Annotated in this window: 15 protein-coding genes and 1 pseudogene; 8 read left to right on the forward strand and 8 right to left on the reverse strand. The window is 58.8% G+C overall.

The features are described from left to right. Positions 1–66 precede the first annotated feature (66 nt). The 3 genes and pseudogenes from AC2FNR_RS00005 to AC2FNR_RS00015 all read left to right on the forward strand — a co-directional run. Positions 67–876 (forward strand): annotated as a pseudogene (locus AC2FNR_RS00005) (CobW family GTP-binding protein); the annotation flags it as partial. Continuing rightward, complete coding sequence (locus tag AC2FNR_RS00010) at positions 873–1,508, forward strand: DUF1826 domain-containing protein (protein WP_496847519.1); 636 nt, start codon at positions 873–875, stop codon at positions 1,506–1,508. The pseudogene AC2FNR_RS00005 and the gene AC2FNR_RS00010, both read left to right, overlap by 4 nt. Beyond that, the gene (locus tag AC2FNR_RS00015) at positions 1,505–1,777 is read left to right on the forward strand and encodes a DUF6525 family protein (RefSeq protein ID WP_496847521.1); all 273 of its coding nucleotides are present in this window, start codon (positions 1,505–1,507) and stop codon (positions 1,775–1,777) included. Before AC2FNR_RS00010 ends, AC2FNR_RS00015 begins: the two co-directional genes overlap by 4 nt. Before the next feature lie 121 nt (positions 1,778–1,898). Here AC2FNR_RS00015 and ilvD read toward each other — a convergent pair whose 3' ends face one another. After that, the gene (ilvD, locus tag AC2FNR_RS00020) at positions 1,899–3,731 is read right to left on the reverse strand and encodes a dihydroxy-acid dehydratase (protein WP_496847523.1); all 1,833 of its coding nucleotides are present in this window, start codon (positions 3,729–3,731) and stop codon (positions 1,899–1,901) included. 108 nt (positions 3,732–3,839) lie between these two features. On the opposite strand from ilvD, the gene AC2FNR_RS00025 reads away from it, so the two are divergent. From AC2FNR_RS00025 to AC2FNR_RS00035, 3 genes are all read left to right on the forward strand, one after another. Next, positions 3,840–4,385, forward strand: coding sequence for a helix-turn-helix domain-containing protein (locus tag AC2FNR_RS00025; protein ID WP_170353838.1), 546 nt, complete (start codon positions 3,840–3,842; stop codon positions 4,383–4,385). Between the two features lie 82 nt (positions 4,386–4,467). Further along, positions 4,468–5,322 carry a 3-mercaptopyruvate sulfurtransferase gene (sseA, locus tag AC2FNR_RS00030; RefSeq protein ID WP_496847525.1) on the forward strand — a complete coding sequence of 285 codons (855 nt, stop codon included), beginning with the start codon at positions 4,468–4,470 and terminating at the stop codon, positions 5,320–5,322. Then, on the forward strand, positions 5,322–6,506 hold the full coding sequence (locus AC2FNR_RS00035) for an amino acid aminotransferase (protein WP_496847527.1): 1,185 nt from the start codon (positions 5,322–5,324) through the stop codon (positions 6,504–6,506). The genes sseA and AC2FNR_RS00035 overlap by 1 nt, the downstream gene beginning before the upstream one ends. Before the next feature lie 119 nt (positions 6,507–6,625). Here the strand turns inward: AC2FNR_RS00035 and AC2FNR_RS00040 are convergent, their stop codons facing one another. Both AC2FNR_RS00040 and AC2FNR_RS00045 read right to left on the reverse strand, forming a co-directional pair. Beyond that, positions 6,626–7,930 (reverse strand): ammonium transporter, encoded by a 1,305-nt coding sequence (locus tag AC2FNR_RS00040; RefSeq protein WP_170353832.1) that lies wholly within the window; start codon positions 7,928–7,930, stop codon positions 6,626–6,628. A gap of 32 nt (positions 7,931–7,962) precedes the next feature. Continuing rightward, complete coding sequence (locus tag AC2FNR_RS00045; RefSeq protein ID WP_058273036.1) at positions 7,963–8,301, reverse strand: P-II family nitrogen regulator; 339 nt, start codon at positions 8,299–8,301, stop codon at positions 7,963–7,965. A 258-nt stretch (positions 8,302–8,559) separates the two neighbouring features. On the opposite strand from AC2FNR_RS00045, the gene AC2FNR_RS00050 reads away from it, so the two are divergent. Continuing rightward, positions 8,560–10,761: a transglycosylase domain-containing protein gene (locus AC2FNR_RS00050; RefSeq protein ID WP_496847529.1), complete on the forward strand. Its 2,202-nt coding sequence runs from the start codon at positions 8,560–8,562 to the stop codon at positions 10,759–10,761. Between the two features lie 60 nt (positions 10,762–10,821). Here AC2FNR_RS00050 and leuB read toward each other — a convergent pair whose 3' ends face one another. After that, on the reverse strand, positions 10,822–11,925 hold the full coding sequence (gene leuB, locus AC2FNR_RS00055; protein ID WP_170755329.1) for a 3-isopropylmalate dehydrogenase: 1,104 nt from the start codon (positions 11,923–11,925) through the stop codon (positions 10,822–10,824). A gap of 91 nt (positions 11,926–12,016) precedes the next feature. On the opposite strand from leuB, the gene AC2FNR_RS00060 reads away from it, so the two are divergent. Then, complete coding sequence (locus AC2FNR_RS00060; protein WP_496847532.1) at positions 12,017–12,544, forward strand: redoxin domain-containing protein; 528 nt, start codon at positions 12,017–12,019, stop codon at positions 12,542–12,544. A 91-nt stretch (positions 12,545–12,635) separates the two neighbouring features. Here the strand turns inward: AC2FNR_RS00060 and AC2FNR_RS00065 are convergent, their stop codons facing one another. From AC2FNR_RS00065 to AC2FNR_RS00080, 4 genes are all read right to left on the reverse strand, one after another. After that, positions 12,636–13,664 (reverse strand): endonuclease/exonuclease/phosphatase family protein, encoded by a 1,029-nt coding sequence (locus AC2FNR_RS00065; protein WP_496847534.1) that lies wholly within the window; start codon positions 13,662–13,664, stop codon positions 12,636–12,638. Then, the gene (locus AC2FNR_RS00070) at positions 13,661–14,491 is read right to left on the reverse strand and encodes a hypothetical protein (protein WP_170755332.1); all 831 of its coding nucleotides are present in this window, start codon (positions 14,489–14,491) and stop codon (positions 13,661–13,663) included. The genes AC2FNR_RS00065 and AC2FNR_RS00070 overlap by 4 nt, the downstream gene beginning before the upstream one ends. 326 nt (positions 14,492–14,817) lie before the next feature. Next, positions 14,818–15,423 (reverse strand): 3-isopropylmalate dehydratase small subunit, encoded by a 606-nt coding sequence (gene leuD, locus AC2FNR_RS00075; protein ID WP_353390852.1) that lies wholly within the window; start codon positions 15,421–15,423, stop codon positions 14,818–14,820. 42 nt (positions 15,424–15,465) lie between these two features. Beyond that, entirely contained in the window at positions 15,466–16,035 is a 570-nt protein-coding gene (locus tag AC2FNR_RS00080; RefSeq protein WP_170755334.1) for an HdeD family acid-resistance protein, read from the reverse strand. Positions 16,036–16,063 lie beyond the last annotated feature (28 nt).

Here is a 16,063-nt window from a genome sequence, read left to right on the forward strand (position 1 = left end):
CGACGATGAATTCATCGATGTCACCTATGTCCAAATCCAAGCATGAGCAACCGAACGACGGTTAACGTGACAACACCCGTGAACCTTCTGAACGACTACGGCAGCCACGATTTCCTGAGCGATCGCGGTGAAACCATGGGCGAAGAGGACGAACGTACCCTCGTGCATCTGCTGACAGATCAGATTGAGTTTGCCGATGTTGTCATCTTGAACAAGGTCAATGATGCAGGCCCCGAAAAGGTCGACGGGGCGCGCAAGATAATCCGAAGCCTCAATGCCGATGCGGAAATCATCGAAACCAACCAATCGCAGGTTGCAGCTGAAAAGATCCTCGATACAGGCCTTTTCGATTTCGAGCAGGCACATGAACATCCGATGTGGGCAAAGGAGCTGTATGGTTTTGCCGACCATGTGCCTGAGACAGAGGAATATGGTGTGGCCTCCTACGTTTACCGTGCCAAGGCTCCGTTTATCCCTGAAAAAATTCTTGCAGCCTTGAACGATGACATGCCGGGCGTCATCCGGGCTAAAGGTCATTTCTGGATCGCAACCCGACCAGAATGGGTGGCGGAATTTTCGCTGGCTGGATCGTTGTCGAGCATCAAGCCCATTGGAACCTGGTGGGCGAACGTGCCCAAAGATCGCTGGCCCGAACATGTCGCGGCATCTGGCTACATGAAACAACATTGGGCAGAGCCTTGGGGAGACCGGCGGCAGGAACTGGTTTTCATGGGTGCCGGCATTAACTGGACCGCTCTGAAGGCAAAACTGGATGGCTGCCTTGTTCCGACTGTCGTGGCAAGCGGACCAGACGCCTTGCCGCTTGACCTGCCCGATCCGTTTCCGGAGTGGCGTCGTGTTGAGGATGCAGCATGAATTTTGCCCGGAAGAACATCAAGGATGCCGCCATTGGTGTCGGTATCGCAGATGATCCAACGGCCTTGAGCACGTTCCTGAAGCCCGGCTGTGCCGCTGCGATCTGGCGTCGGCAAGCGCCGCCAGAGGTGCAATCCTGGTTGGATGGCGTTGACGTCGAAACTCTGCCTCGCGCTCGGGTTATCCTTCCGGCGCATGCAGTCGGTGAAACGGTCCAGCACCTCTTTGACATGGCCAATTTGCCCGCCGGGGCGGAACGCGACTGGCTTCAGGCGGATATCGCTGGGCTGGCCGACATGTTCTCAGACTTGATGATCGCCAGTTTCCTGCGACTGCGGTTGGACGTCGTAACAACCAACGCCTGTCGCAGGTTTCACATCGACGCCATCACTGCACGGCTTGTGTGCACCTATCGAGGCACCGGAACGCAATACGGAATATCGACCGACGGTACTGAACCGGAACGTGTGTTCACGGTTCAAACCGGCTCACCCATCCTCTTGCGCGGAACGCTTTGGCCTGCCGAGACACCTTCGGGTTTGCTACATCGATCGCCGCCCATCGAGGGAACAGGCGAAACCCGGCTCGTCCTCGTTCTCGACCCCGTGACCGATCAGGAAGACGAAATATGAGCGGCGATCTTGAACAAAGTAGCCTCCGCCGCAAACGTCGGACTGGTGATCCCATGTCAGCCTATGATGGCCTGCCAGCGCCTCTGAGACTGTGTTTGTCAGAAGCTGCCTTACCCTGGTCTCCCGTATCTGCACGCCGTTTGTGGTCGAAATCGTGCGCCAAGGACCTGACAGAAGAAGAAACGCAGGCGTCGCTGAACGTGGCCGAGGCTAAAACGCTTGCCCGAGATCGGTATTCGACACTCTTTGATTTCAATACGCAAAACTGAAAAGTTTTACGAAGAACTGCCATTGGTGAAGCCGCAGCGAAAGCGCGGTTTTGTCCGCATGAAAGAACAAAAAACGGCCCACCCTAAAGGTGGGCCGCTTTTTTCTTGAGCGGTGTCTAACTCAAACCTGGCGCACAGCCCCTTTGGCCGCGCTTGTGGTCAGCTTGGCATAGGCTTTCAGCGCCGTGGAGACTTTGCGTTTGCGCGGTGCGGCGGGCTCCCAGCCCTTTTCATCCTGCTCGGCGCGGCGGGTAGCCAGTTCTTCGTCCGAGACTGCCAGATGGATCGAGCGATTGGGGATGTCGATCTCGATCTTGTCACCCTGGCGCACCAGACCGATAACACCGCCCTCGGCCGCCTCAGGCGAGACGTGGCCAATCGACAGACCCGAGGTGCCGCCCGAGAACCGACCGTCGGTCAGCAGCGCGCAGGCTTTGCCCAGACCTTTGGATTTCAGGTATGAGGTCGGGTACAGCATTTCCTGCATCCCCGGACCACCGCGCGGACCTTCGTAGCGGATGACGACCACGTCGCCCTCTTTCACCTTGCCGGTCAGGATGTCGTTCACCGCCTGATCTTGGCTTTCGCAGACATAGGCCGAGCCGGTGAAGGTCAGGCTGGCCGGGTCCACACCGGCGGTTTTCACAATACAGCCGTCGCGCGCGATATTGCCGAACAGAACGGCCAGACCGCCATCTTGACTGAACGCGTGCTCCTTGGACCGGATCACGCCACCTTCGCGGTCGGTGTCCAGTTCTTTGTACCGGTTGGACTGGCTGAATGCCTGCGTTGTGCGCACTCCACCGGGGGCCGCTTTGAACAGGTCTTGCGCCTTGGGGTTGTTGGCCACCTTGATGTCCCAGTTGGCAATCGCTTCGCCCATGGTGCCGGAATGTACAGTGCTGCAACCTTCGTGCAGTAGACCGGCGCGGCTGAGCTCGCCGAGGATCGAGAAGATGCCACCGGCGCGGTGAACGTCTTCCATATGCACATTCTCGGTATTGGGTGCGACTTTGCACAGACACGGCACTTTCCGGCTGAGCCGATCCATGTCGGACATGTCGAAATCCACGCCGCCCTCATGCGCGATGGCCAGCAGGTGCAGCACGGTGTTGGTCGAGCCACCCATGGCGATATCCAGCGACATGGCGTTTTCGAACGCATCAAACGTGGCGATTTCGCGGGGCAGGAAGCCTTTTTCGTCGAGATCATAGTGGCGCTTGGTGATCTCGACGATGCGGCGACCGGCTTCAAGGAACAGCTCTTTGCGATCCGAATGTGTGGCCAGCGTCGAGCCATTGCCCGGCAGCGCCAGACCCAGCGCTTCGGCCAGACAGTTCATGGAGTTTGCAGTGAACATGCCCGAGCACGACCCGCAGGTGGGGCAGGCATTTTCCTCGATATGCTGGACCTGCTCGTCGGTGAACCGGTCGTCGGCGGCAGCAACCATTGCATCTACAAGGTCGATTTTCTTGGCGTCCAGATCGGCGATGTCGATCTTGCCCGCCTCCATCGGCCCGCCCGAAACAAAGATCGCAGGGATGTTCAGGCGCATGGCGGCCATCAGCATACCTGGCGTGATCTTGTCACAGTTCGAGATACAGACCATCGCATCGGCGCAATGTGCATTGACCATGTATTCTACCGAATCCGCGATCACCTCGCGCGAGGGCAGCGAATACAGCATCCCGTCATGGCCCATGGCGATGCCATCATCCACTGCGATCGTGTTGAACTCTTTGGCGACGCCACCGGCCTTTTCAACCTCGCGCGCGACCATCTGGCCAAGGTCTTTCAGGTGGACGTGACCGGGCACAAATTGCGTGAACGAGTTGACGATGGCGATGATTGGCTTGCCGAAATCGTCATCCCCCATGCCGGTTGCGCGCCACAGGCCGCGGGCGCCGGCCATGTTGCGGCCATGAGTAGAGGTTCTGGATCGGTATAGTGGCATGACGCTGTGTCCCTATTGCCTCGGGTTGCATGTCTTGGGGTTCGTACGTTATAGCGCACGTACCACATGTGCGCTATAACGCACAAGAGGATTCGAAAGACGAACGACATGGCACAGGACGACATTACGCTGAAACTACGGGATGTGCGCGCAGCCTCTGGGCTGAGCCTGTCCAAGGTGGCCGAGATGACAGGCGTCAGCAAAGCCATGCTGGGCCAGATCGAGCGCGGCGAATCCAGCCCGACCATTGCGACCCTTTGGAAGATCGCCAAAGGGTTTCAGTTGCCGCTCAGCGCGCTGATAGGATCGTCGGTGTTGCGTGACCCTACGGATGAAAGCCTCTTTCGAACCGTGACTTTCCCCGGCAGCATCGAGGTCAAGATCGTCTTTCCCTATGATCCTGTTCTGGGTGCCGAGACCTTTCATGTCGATCTGGCCCCAAATCAGAGCCACGAATCCGCCGCCCACGCCGCAGGCGTTACCGAAGAGGTGTTTGTGCTGAACGGATCGCTAGAGATTCTGCGCGATGGCGAATGGGTGCCTTTGCAATCCGGGCAAGGGCTGCGCTTTGCCGCCGATCTGCCCCATGGCTATCGCGCTGGACCGCAGGGTGCCGCGTTTCTGAACATGCACCACTATGGTCAGGCCGGTTAAGCGGTCCGCTGCTCCCATCCAGTCTTGAACCTGCACCCCTGCGCGTATAGGGAAAACCCAAGCTCGCTTAGGGGAGGCTTTGATGCAGGACGATCCGAAAACCCTCGTTTCTACCGAATGGCTTGCGGCCCATATGAAAGACCCGGACCTGCGGGTTCTGGATGGGTCATGGTATCTGCCTGCGCAGAACCGCGATGCCAAGGCCGAATATGACGCGGCCCATATCCCCGGTGCCCGGTTCTTTGATATTGATGAAATCTCCGACCGCCGCTCGGACCTGCCGCATATGGCGCCCCCGGTTGAAAAGTTCATGTCGCGGATGCGGGCGATGGGTGTCGGCGACGGGCATCAGGTCGTGGTCTATGACGGTTCCGGGCTGATGTCGGCGGCACGGGTCTGGTGGCTGTTCCGTCTGATGGGGCAAGAGAACGTGGCCGTGCTGGACGGTGGCTTTCCCAAATGGCAGGCCGAGGGCCGCGAGATCGAAGACCTGCCCCCCGTGATCCGTGACCGCCACATGACTGTGCGCGTGCAGAACCATCTGGTGCGGGACGTGACGCAGGTCTCGGCCGCTGCCAAGCTGAATGACCACGAAATCATCGACGCACGCGCGGCTGCGCGCTTTGCAGGCACTGCGCCCGAACCGCGCGAGGGGCTGCGCTCGGGCCATATCCCGGGTTCGCACAACGTACCTTTTGGCGAATTATTGAACAAAAACGGCACTATGAAATCGCCCGAGGATTGCCGCGCCGTGTTCGAGGCCGCAGGCGTTGATCTGACAAAACCCGCGATCACCACTTGCGGGTCGGGCGTGACCGCCGCGATCCTTAGCCTGGCGCTGGAACGCTTGGGCAAGAAAGACCATTCGCTTTATGACGGCTCCTGGGCTGAATGGGGTGCCTTCCCGACCCTGCCCGTCGCAACCGGAGAGAACTGATGTTCGAAAACCTCAAACCGCAGCCCGCCGATAAAATCCTGGCGCTGATGCAGATGTACCGCGAAGACCCGCGCGATCAAAAGATCGACTTGGGTGTGGGCGTCTACAAGAATGCCGAAGGCGTGACCCCGGTGATGCGCGCCGTCAAGGCCGCCGAAAAGCGCATTCTGGAGGAACAGGAGAGCAAGGCTTACACGGGTCTGGCTGGTGATCCGGCCTATGCCGATGCGATGATTAACCTGATCCTCGGCGATGCCGTGCCGCGTGGCAACATCGCCGCCGTGGCGACCCCCGGCGGCACCGGTGCCTGTCGTCAGGCGTTCGAGATGATCCGCATGGCCAACCCCTCGGCCCGCGTCTTTGTGTCGAACCCAACATGGCCGAACCATCTGTCGATCCTGAACTATCTGGGGATGGAGACCGTTCCCTATCGGTACTTCGACGGTGAGACCCGTGGCGTTGATTTCGACGGCATGATTGCCGATCTGAAAACCGCCAAAGCAGGCGACGTCGTGCTGCTGCATGGCTGCTGCCACAACCCGACCGGGGCCAACCTGAACATGGTCCAGTGGCAAGAGGTGATGAACGTTATCAACGAGCTGGGCCTCGTGGCGATGGTCGACATTGCCTATCAGGGCTTTGGTGACGGGCTTGAGGAAGACGCGCAGGCAACCCGTCTGGTAGCCTCATCCGTCAAGCGTTGCCTGATCGCGGCGTCCTGCTCGAAGAACTTCGGCGTTTATCGCGAACGGACTGGCTTGCTGATGGCGATCAGTGATGACGCGGCGCAAACGTCGCTGAACCAGTCGACGCTGGCCTTCCTGAACCGTCAGAACTATTCCTTCCCGCCCGACCACGGCGCGCGGGTTGTGACCACGATCCTGAATGACGACGCCCTGCGCGCCGACTGGGCGGCCGAGCTGGAAGAGGTCCGCCTGTCCATGCTGGGCCTGCGTCAGCAACTGGCCGATGAGCTGCAACGCCTGACCGGATCAGACCGCTTTGGTTTTATCGCCCAGCACCGCGGCATGTTCTCGCGTCTGGGCGCAGCACCTGAATTGGTCGAGCAACTGCGCAACGATCACGGGATCTATATGGTGGGAGACAGCCGTTTGAATATCGCTGGTCTGAACGCCAACACGGTGCCGATTCTGGCCAAGGCGATTGTCGACGTCGGCGTTTAAGCCTATCTGAATAATACATCAAAGCCGCGCCTTAGGGCGCGGCTTTTTTTCATGCCTGTATGATCCAAAGAAAAAGCCGGGCGCGAACGCCCGGCTTTGGTTTGGGTATCTCAGGGATATTAACCCTTCGAGAATTCCGGGTAGGCTTCCATGCCCAGCTCGGCCATGTCGAGACCGTTGATCTCGTCTTCTTCACTGACACGGATGCCAAGGGTGGTCTTCAGGATGACCCACAGGATCAGCGCGCCGACAAAGGTGAACACACCGTAAGCTGCGATGCCCAGCAGCTGAGTGCCCAACGAGGCTTCACCATAGAAGATCACGGCGATGGTGCCCCAGATACCGGCGAACAGGTGAACCGGGATCGCACCGACAACGTCGTCCAGCTTGAACTTGTCCAGCATCGGAACCGCGAAGACTACAATGACACCGCCCACGGCACCGATCCAAAGTGCACCGAACAGAGTCGGGGCCAGAGGTTCAGCCGTGATCGAGACCAGACCGGCCAGCGCGCCGTTGAGCACCATGGTCAGGTCAGGCTTTTTGTACAGCAGTTGCGTCAGGATCAGCGCGGCTACGGCACCGGATGCAGCGGCCATGTTGGTGTTGGCAAAGATGCGCGACACGTCGGAAACGTCACCCACGGTTCCCATTGCCAGCTGCGAGCCGCCGTTGAAGCCGAACCAACCCAGCCACAGGATGAACGTACCCAGGGTTGCCAGCGCCAGGTTCGAACCGGGCATCGGGTGGACTTTACCGTCTTTGTACTTGCCGATACGCGGGCCCAGAACGATCACGCCTGCCAGAGCGGCCCAGCCGCCGACCGAGTGTACAACGGTCGAACCAGCGAAGTCCGAGAAGCCAGCTTCAGACAGCCAGCCGCCGCCCCACTGCCACGAACCAGAGATCGGGTACAGGATGCCGGTCAGAACAACGACGAAGATCAGGAAGGGCCACAGCTTGATACGCTCGGCTACTGCACCTGACACGATCGAGGCCGTTGCGGCAACGAAGACCAGCTGGAAGAAGAAGTCCGATCCGATCGAGGCATAATCCAGCGCCGCATCCGCAGACGCAATGCCAACCGGATCAAGAACGGTCTGACCACCAAGGGAGAAGAAACCGTTAAAGTCGCCGGGATACATCGTGTTGAAGCCAACCAGCCAATACATGATCGCCGCAATCGAAAACAGCGCGATATTCTTGGTCATCTGCATCGCCACGTTCTTGGAGCGCACAAGGCCACCTTCCAACATGGCAAAGCCAGCCGCCATGAAGAAGACCAGGAAACCGGCCATCAGGAACAGCAGAGTGGTGAAGATATAGCCCACGTCCTCCATCGACGAAGGCGGGTCATTAGCGAAGGCAGCCGCAGGAAAGGCGACCAGCACAGCGGCTGTGGTGAGAATTCGGTTTAGTTTCATCTGATATCTGTCCTTTTACGGATGGGGGCGCCTTACAGCGCCTCTTCGTTCGTTTCCCCGGTCCGCACGCGCAGGGCCTGCTCGACATCAAGGACGAAAATCTTGCCGTCGCCGATCTTGCCGGTCTTGGCGGTTTTGGTGATGGTTTCGACGATCTGGTCGGCCATCGTGGCGGGCACCACGATTTCCAGCTTGATCTTAGGTACGAAGTTCACGGCGTATTCGGCGCCGCGGTAAATCTCGGTGTGACCGGACTGCGAGCCGAAGCCCTTGATTTCGGTCACCATCATGCCGCGCACACCGGCCTCGGTCAGTGCCTCGCGCACCTCCTCCAGCTTGAACGGCTTGATTGTCGCAATGATCAGTTTCACGTTGATCCCCTCTGCTTCCCGGTCTGTCCGGCTTGTTTGCACTCGCAGCAAAAAAGCCGGACAGACCGCGTTTAGGAACGCCGAGAGCAGCCAAACGCTGGGGAAATTTGCGGCGAGGTGCACAATTTTTGCACAGAATGAGGACAATGCCTAAAAATTGTGCATAATAAGGAAGCGATTTACCTGAAATTCAGACCTCAACTTCATTGGTCGGGCAAGGTATGGTGGCTCAAAACGATAACCGGGCAGAGTTCGGAAATGACAGATTCCAGGCGTCGCAAATCCCCTTTGGTTGCGGACAAAAGATACCCGTCCAAGGGTCGTAAACCCAAGGCGACCAAGCGCACCGCGAAACCCGCGGGCAAGAAGGCCGTCGCACGCAAGACCACCACCCGAAAGTCCACCACCCGAAAGTCCACCCGTAAGAAAACACGTAAGAAATCAGGCGGCAAAGGGGGCGGATTTTTCCGCCGCCTGTTCCGTTGGCTCTGGCGTATGGTCTGGGGCGTGACCTGGCGCGTGGGGGCCGTGTGCGCGCTGTTGCTCGCGTTGGCGATCGGTGTTGTCTACACCTCACTGCCTGATGTCGATTCGCTGTTGGACGGACGCGCGCGGGGTTCCGTGACGATGCTGGACCGCGAGGGTAAGGTCTTTGCATGGCGCGGCGACCAATTCGGCGGTGTGATCACAGCAGATACGGTTTCACCGCATCTGAAACACGCGGTCATCGCGACCGAGGATAAACGGTTCTACCGTCATTTTGGTGTCAGCCCCCGTGGTGTGGCAAGTGCTGTGCGTATCAACCTTAGCGAAGGACGGGGGCCGTTGTCGGGCCATGGTGGCTCGACCATCACGCAGCAGACGGCCAAGCTGTTGTGCCTGGGCGTGCCGTACGATCCTGCCGAGTGGGAGTCAGAGGCCGCATACGAGTCCGATTGCCGACAGGGCTCGCTTTGGCGCAAGGCGAAAGAGGCCGTCTATGCAATGGCGATGGAGGTGAAATACTCCAAGGACGAGATTCTGACGATCTACCTCAATCGTGCTTTCCTTGGCGCTGGCGCCCGCGGGTTCGAAGCCGCCAGCCAGCGTTATTTCGGTATTTCAGCGGCCGAGGTTTCACCGTCCGAGGCGGCGATGCTGGCGGGCTTGCTGGTCGCCCCCACCCGCTATGCGCCGACCAACAACCTGCAACGATCGCAGGACCGGGCGCGGCTTGTCGTTGGGTTGATGGAGGATCAGGGATACCTGTCCACCGCGCAGGCCAGCGAGGCGCGCGCACGGCCGGCACAACTGTCCGAGGCCGCGGCTGCGCGCGCAGGCGGGTATTTCGCCGATTGGGTCATGGCCAGCGGACCCGAGTTCTTTACCCGAAACACCACTGAGGATGTGGTGATCCGCACGACTCTGGATCAGCGGCTGCAGAAGTCGGCGGAAGAAGCGTTGCAATATATCTTTCAGGAAAAGGTGCGTGAAGGATCCAAGGCTCAGGCCGCGATTGTCGTGATGTCGGCGGATGGTGCGGTGCGCGCGATGGTCGGCGGGCGCAAGACCCGCGTCTCGGGTGCGTTCAATCGCGCCACACAAGCACTGCGCCAGACCGGATCATCTTTCAAACCTTTCGTTTATGCGACTGCGCTTGAGCTGGGCTATTCGCCGCTGGATACGGTGATGGACGAACCCTACTGCATCGATATTCCCGGTTCGGGACCATGGTGTCCCAAGAACTATACCAACAAGTTCTATGGCCGGGTGACATTGGCAGACGCACTGATGAACTCGCTGAATATCCCGGCGGTGAAGGTGGCCGAGATATCGGGGCTTGATAACGTACGCACTGTTGCCAGCGGTTTTGGCATCGCAAACGACCTGGCCGAGGGGCCAGCTCTGGCGCTGGGCGCGTCCGAGAGCACGCTGATCGAGATGACCGGCGCTTATGCGGGTATCCTGAACGGCGGTTCGTCTGTCGAGCCTTATGGCCTGACTGAACTGAAGCTATTGGGCGATGAAACGCCTGTCATGGTGACGACAACTGGTATCGGCGAACGTGTGATCAACGATAAGGCGGCCAAGCAGTTGACCTGGATGATGGAGCGTGTGGTGTCCGAAGGGACCGGCGGGCGCGCGAAACTGCCGGGCTGGCAGGTGGCAGGCAAAACAGGTACAACGCAGGCCGCTCGGGATGCCTGGTTTATCGGCTTCACGGCGGATTACGTGGCTGGTGTATGGATGGGGTATGATGACAACACGCCCCTGTCCGGTGTTACCGGAGGTGGTCTGCCCGCCGAGATCTGGAAAGAGACAATGGCCCGCGTGACCGAGGGGATGACGCCCACACCACTGCCGATGTTGGCACCGGACCCGCCCGTCAGGACCGCTCAGCCACAGCAACAGCGTCGTAAAAAGCAAACCGGTTTAGATCGGGCCATCAATAACCTGTTGAACAACATTTTCGGGAATTGACCGGCCAAAGAAAAAGGCGGTGCACTGGGCACCGCCTTTATTTGCCGTGGGCCGAGGGGATTAGACACTTTCGTCCAGCGCCGCCAGAATCGCGTCACCCATCTCGGTGGTCGACACAGGCTGTACGCCCTCTTCGGCCAGCAGGTCAGCGGTGCGGACACCATCGGCCAGCACTTTTTCAATCGCGGCTTCCAGACGATCCGCCTCATCTCCCTGATCAAAGCTATAGCGCAGCGCCATAGCAAAGCTGAGGATACAGGCAATCGGGTTGGCCTTGCCCTGACCCGCGATATCGGGGGCCGAGCCATGCACGGGTTCATACATTGCCTTTGGGCGACCATTGGCCATCGGTGCACCTAGCGAAGCGGAGGGTAGCATCCCAAGCGAACCGGTCAGCATCGCCGCACAATCCGACAGGATATCGCCGAACAGGTTATCGGTGACGATCACGTCAAACTGCTTGGGCGCGCGCACCAACTGCATCGCGCCGTTGTCAGCATACATGTGGGTCAGCTCGACCTCGGGGTAATCGGCGGCCACACGGTCTACGACCTCGCGCCACAGGATGCCCGATTCCATCACGTTGGCTTTTTCCATCGAGCACAGCTTTTTGTTCCGGCGCATCGCCAGTTCAAAGGCCGAGCGCGCGGCGCGTTCGATTTCGGACTCGGTGTAACGCTGGGTGTTGATGCCCACGCGTTCATTGCCTTCGTTGAAGATGCCGCGCGGTTCGCCGAAATAGACGCCCGATGTCAGCTCGCGCACGATCATGATGTCCAGTCCGGCCACGATGTCTTTCTTCAGCGACGAGAAATCCGCCAGCGCGTCAAAGCACTGGGCCGGGCGCAGGTTGGAAAACAGGTCCATTTCCTTGCGCAGGCGCAACAGGCCGCGTTCAGGCTTTACGCTGAAATCAAGATCGTCGTATTTCGGGCCGCCCACGGCACCCAGCAGAACCGCGTCCACCTCTTGTGCCTTGGCCATGGTTTCATCCGAAAGGGGCTTGCCATGCGCGTCATAGGCGGCACCGCCGACCAGATCCTCGCTCACGTCAAAGTGAAGGCCGCGCTTGTCGCCGAACCATCCGATGATTCTGCGCACTTCGGCCATAACTTCCGGGCCAATTCCGTCTCCGGGCAGGATGAGGAGCGAAGGGTTGGACATGAAGGATCTCCTTGCGTTTCGTCGCACAGGGCCTAGCGTCTGGACCCGAGCGGGTCAATGAGACGATCCAGCCAAATCACGAGGAAAACACATGTTAACACCGGGAAATCCTGTTCCAGGCCTGAAAATCGATACCGTCAGCCACGGAAGTTTCGATCTGGATGCCGATAAGGGTGAAAACGGCACGCTGGTGATTCAATATCGCGGGCTGCATTGCCCTATCTGCATCAAGCAGATGACCGAGGTTGAGGCCGCGCTGGACGATTTCGCCGCTCTGAGTGTTGAGGTGATCATGGTGACCACGGATACTGCTGAACGTGCTGCGAAAACTGCCGAAAAAGCCGGGGTGTCGCGTCTGCGTGTGGGGCACAGCCTGCCTTTGGCCGCCGCGCGTGAGGATTGGGGGCTGCAAATCTCAACCGCGCGCGAGGGCAGTACCGAGCCCGCGATGTTCGCCGAACCCGGCCATTTCTATGTCGGGACAGACAGGACGTTGTACTATGCGTGGCAGCAGACAACGCCGTTCGGCCGCCCGGCCATTTCTGATATCGTCGGCGGCCTGAAGTTCACATTAGGCAATGATTACCCGCCGCGTGGCACCTATACCGGCCCGCTCTGATTGAATTCTGTGACGCAGCCCGGATATCTGCTGGTCCGGGCTGACGTCCTGTGCAGGGTTTGTATTCCTGCTGATATCGCTTTTAGAGCCTCTATGGCTGGGCCAAGTCGACCCATACCAAACGGTGGCGACTGGCTGCTTGCGCCTCTTTTCGCAAGCCTGTGTCTTTGTCGGGCCAATGAATGCCCGCGTCCACCACACGCAAATGCGTCGAGGGCAGAACGTAGTCGACCCGCATTTCCCCAACTGCTTTCCAACTGACCGTGGCCGTGTTGCCGGTCGGATCCGCAGGCTCAGGGTCTTGCAGACGTTGGTCTTCTAACAGCATGCGAATGGCCTCTTTGCGCCCTTCGCCCCGTGACGGGTCCAGGTTTGCGTCTCCGGCAATGACGAAAGCCGCATGGGGTGGTGTGCCGATCCGATCGTCTAAAAGGGCACGCCACAACAGGATTTCATCTTTGTTGCGCAGGCCATTGCGGTCTTCAGGCCCGTCGAACACCGGCGGCGCTGCGTGGAAGGTTAGCAGGTCCAATGGCCCAAAGGGCGTTTCGACCGGAACAACCCAATGCCCGACCGAAGACAAGCGCTGAACGCGGTGCGCCGCGTCGGATGGGAAGGGGGCACCATCCTTGACCGGTAGCTGCGCATCGGGTGCATTGCGCCACAGCAATGGCGTGAAATCCTGAACGCCTTCACGCACAATGGGATAGCGGGACAGAACTACTATGCCCGCCTGACCAGTAAAACGACCCCAACCCTGAGCGTCTCCGGGACCATGTGTGCGACCGTCGCCATCCAGATCCAGATCGGTTTCCAAACCTGCGTTTGGTTGCGCGGAAAAGTGGTGCAAATAGTCCAGCCCAGCCAAGCGTAGCTTGGACTTCAGAGCAGCAAGCACTTCGCCATTCAGGTCCCAGTCGACACCCTGTAGCGCAACGATATCGGGGCGGGTCCGTGTCAGAACCGCGACCACGGCCTGTACCTGCGGATCGCCGCGCCGAATATCGCGCAGCAGCAGGCCGGGGCCGTCACGGCTGAGCTCGGTGTTGAATGAGGCTACACGGATGGTTTCTGCATGCGCCGCAAAGGGCAGCAGCAGCAAAAGCAAGACGCGGATCATGCGGTCTGTGTGGACTCGGTTGTTGAATATGCGCGACGCTTTTCGACGATCAGGTTCGCAATGCGCAGGGTGGCCATACCGCGCATGATCATACTAGCTGGCAGGAAGGCCCAGGCGCTCATGGTCCAGATCAGCGTCTGCGGGTTAGTGAGCGAGATCGGATTCGCATAGTCGGTCAGCAGTTTGATCAGCGCCGGTATCAGGAAGGGCAGCAACACTCCGATCGAGATATTCAGACGACCGTCTCGCTGCAGGCGGGTGACGACGTCTCCGCCTTTGGTGGGGTCGAACAGGGGTAGGTTGGTCCAGACATTGAACGCGCCATTGCCTGTGGGCCACCCGCGCAGTTTAACCGCATATGCAAAGCTGCCGATCGTGGCCAGCGCAGCCACATACGCAACGCTGGCTGAAATGCGAACCAGTTCGGTCAGTGGAATGCTTGCGTCAACGGGCAGCATTAGAACTATCAGCCGAACGGGCGAATACGGGAAATCGACGACATTCGCGACACCAACGCCTATCGTGTAGAATACCTCGGTCAGAGCGGTCGGCGCGTAGGCATTCTTGCAGATCAGTGTCAGGAACATGATCATCGATACAAGTCCGACGAACCTCAGGCGGTTTACAGGCGGCGCATCTCGGAATTCGATAAAGCTGGGAAAGGCCGAGTTATATTCAGCAAACGTCAGGAAAAACGCGAGAATGGCGAGAAACACGACGATCTCGGTCCCATTCGTTGACGATACGGGCAGATACAACGCGGGGGTCAGCACCATAAGTGCAACCAATATCCCCCGAATTGCCGCCCCTGTTGTGCGCGCAATCACTATCCGAACCCTTTCAAACTGGATAGGCCGATTCTTTGCCGACTTCTTTCCAACTTGTGCCCGCCGTTGATTATTCTGACGGATGCCTCTTTAGCGCCAACACTGGCCCCCTGAGGCACTTCGCTCAAGCCAAGGTGCAGAAAACACGCCATTTTGGGCAAAAAGATGGCAAAACTGGTGCGGGTTTGCATCATTCGTGTCGCAAATCCGACGCGGTATTTAAGATGCCCGCTACATGTTGTGGTTGCGTTAATCTCGACCCCAAGAATGCGAAAGGGGCCGCTGACGCGACCCCAATAAGTTGAGTGTTTGCAGAATCGAAAGAATCAGACCCAGGGGCGGGCCTGGCTTGCGTGATCCTCGAACTTGTCGATGTGGTGATCTTTCTCCATGGTCAGGCCAATGTCGTCCAGACCGTTCAGCAAGCAATGTTTGCGGTGCGGGTCGATGTCAAACGTGATCTCGACGCCGTCCGAAGTGGTGATCTTCTGCTCTTCCAGATGCACGGTCATGCGGGCGTTTTCACCTTTGTGCGCGTCATCCATCAGGATCGCATGGTGCTCGTCCTCGACCACGATGGGCAGGATACCGTTCTTGAAGCAGTTGTTGAAGAAGATGTCGGCAAAGCTGGTCGAGATCACGACCTTGATGCCGAAATCCTTGATCGCCCAGGGCGCGTGTTCGCGCGACGAACCGCAGCCGAAATTGTCGCCGGCCACCAGAATCTCGGTGTTGCGATAGGCGGGTTTGTTCAGAACGAAATCTTCGTTCTCGCCGCCGTGGTCGTGATAGCGCATCTCGTCAAACAGCACGACGCCAAGGCCGGACCGTTTGATCGTTTTCAGGTGCACTTTGGGGATGATCATATCGGTGTCGATATTGATCAGCGGCATTGGGGCGGCCACCCCGTGGACTTTTTCGAACTTTTCCATCTCTACACTCCTGCAGGGGAGGGCCGCGCCCGTGCCCTGCTTTTAAGCTTGTTTCGCTTCTGTGGTTTCGTCAGGTGATAGGGCGGCATCGGGGTTGTTCTTGACGAAGAACGCCATGAAGACCAGACCAAGCCCGTTGAACAGCATCTCGATCCCCAGCAGAATGCCCAGCAACTGGAACAGTACCGCAGGGTCGGTGGCAGCAAAGCGCCAGATCAGGACGGCCAGAACAATCGACATCACGCCCGAGATCAGCGTTGCCCAGAAATACTGTGTGCCACGCATCTGGAACGACAGGATAACCCGGGCGATACCGCCAGCCAGAAACAGGATCAGGCAGACGGTTGCCAATGTCAGCGTGCCCTCAAGCGGATGCATCCAGAAGGACCATCCAAGGAACACCATCACCACACCCATGATGAGCGACAGGATCTTGTTACCGGTGCCCTCGACCGTAAAGCCGCCGACAATCTGCAACACACCCGAAATCAGCAGTAACACACCGGTTACCACCGTTACTGCAATAGACGCCACCGCGGGCGCGCCCAGCACAAAGATGCCAAACGCGATGGACAGAAGCCCCAACAGCAGCCATTTGATCCAGTCACTCATCAGTTCAATCCCTCAAATATTCAGATAT

The sequence above is a fragment of the Ruegeria sp. SATB045 genome (assembly GCF_059613525.1).

Bases quoted from the DNA above. Each gene is read 5' to 3' on its own strand.
- AC2FNR_RS00025 (WP_170353838.1), top strand. From the start codon at position 3,840: ATGGCACAGGACGACATTACGCTGAAACTACGGGATGTGCGCGCAGCC.
- sseA (WP_496847525.1), top strand. From the start codon at position 4,468: ATGCAGGACGATCCGAAAACCCTCGTTTCTACCGAATGGCTTGCGGCC.
- AC2FNR_RS00015 (WP_496847521.1), top strand. From the start codon at position 1,505: ATGAGCGGCGATCTTGAACAAAGTAGCCTCCGCCGCAAACGTCGGACT.
- ilvD (WP_496847523.1), bottom strand. From the start codon at position 3,731: ATGCCACTATACCGATCCAGAACCTCTACTCATGGCCGCAACATGGCC.
- AC2FNR_RS00035 (WP_496847527.1), top strand. From the start codon at position 5,322: ATGTTCGAAAACCTCAAACCGCAGCCCGCCGATAAAATCCTGGCGCTG.
- AC2FNR_RS00010 (WP_496847519.1), top strand. From the start codon at position 873: ATGAATTTTGCCCGGAAGAACATCAAGGATGCCGCCATTGGTGTCGGT.
- leuD (WP_353390852.1), bottom strand. From the start codon at position 15,423: ATGGAAAAGTTCGAAAAAGTCCACGGGGTGGCCGCCCCAATGCCGCTG.
- AC2FNR_RS00040 (WP_170353832.1), bottom strand. From the start codon at position 7,930: ATGAAACTAAACCGAATTCTCACCACAGCCGCTGTGCTGGTCGCCTTT.
- AC2FNR_RS00080 (WP_170755334.1), bottom strand. From the start codon at position 16,035: ATGAGTGACTGGATCAAATGGCTGCTGTTGGGGCTTCTGTCCATCGCG.
- AC2FNR_RS00060 (WP_496847532.1), top strand. From the start codon at position 12,017: ATGTTAACACCGGGAAATCCTGTTCCAGGCCTGAAAATCGATACCGTC.
- AC2FNR_RS00050 (WP_496847529.1), top strand. From the start codon at position 8,560: ATGACAGATTCCAGGCGTCGCAAATCCCCTTTGGTTGCGGACAAAAGA.
- AC2FNR_RS00065 (WP_496847534.1), bottom strand. From the start codon at position 13,664: ATGATCCGCGTCTTGCTTTTGCTGCTGCTGCCCTTTGCGGCGCATGCA.
- leuB (WP_170755329.1), bottom strand. From the start codon at position 11,925: ATGTCCAACCCTTCGCTCCTCATCCTGCCCGGAGACGGAATTGGCCCG.